Here is a 242-nt window from a genome sequence, read left to right as displayed (position 1 = left end):
ATTGTTTTCTCACTATTTTGGGGTTTGTACGGATATCTGATTGCCAATGCAATAGCTCCGTTTCTTTCTCTTTTTTGGCTTAAAGGACCACTGCCAAAAGTTTCAAGCCTATCATTAAAATTTACAAAAAAAGAAATCTGGAGCTTTGCATTACATGTCAGTTTCTCTACTCCCCAGGGTTTTCCTGCAAACGTGCCGGGTGTTTTTCCTTCATCTGAAGTAATCAGCCAGTCGGTACATAC

At 39.7% G+C, this 242-nt stretch carries 1 protein-coding gene; it reads right to left on the bottom strand.

From position 1 onward, the window contains the following. Window positions 1–242: hypothetical protein (locus SB659_RS20355; RefSeq protein WP_410551744.1), on the bottom strand; the 242-nt coding region annotated here is incomplete at both ends.

This window comes from Arthrobacter sp. SIMBA_036 (assembly GCF_046535135.1).
Classification (GTDB): domain Bacteria; phylum Actinomycetota; class Actinomycetes; order Actinomycetales; family Micrococcaceae; genus Arthrobacter.
Note: the sequence above shows the minus strand (reverse complement) of the source record. Positions and strands in the feature narration are given on the sequence as shown.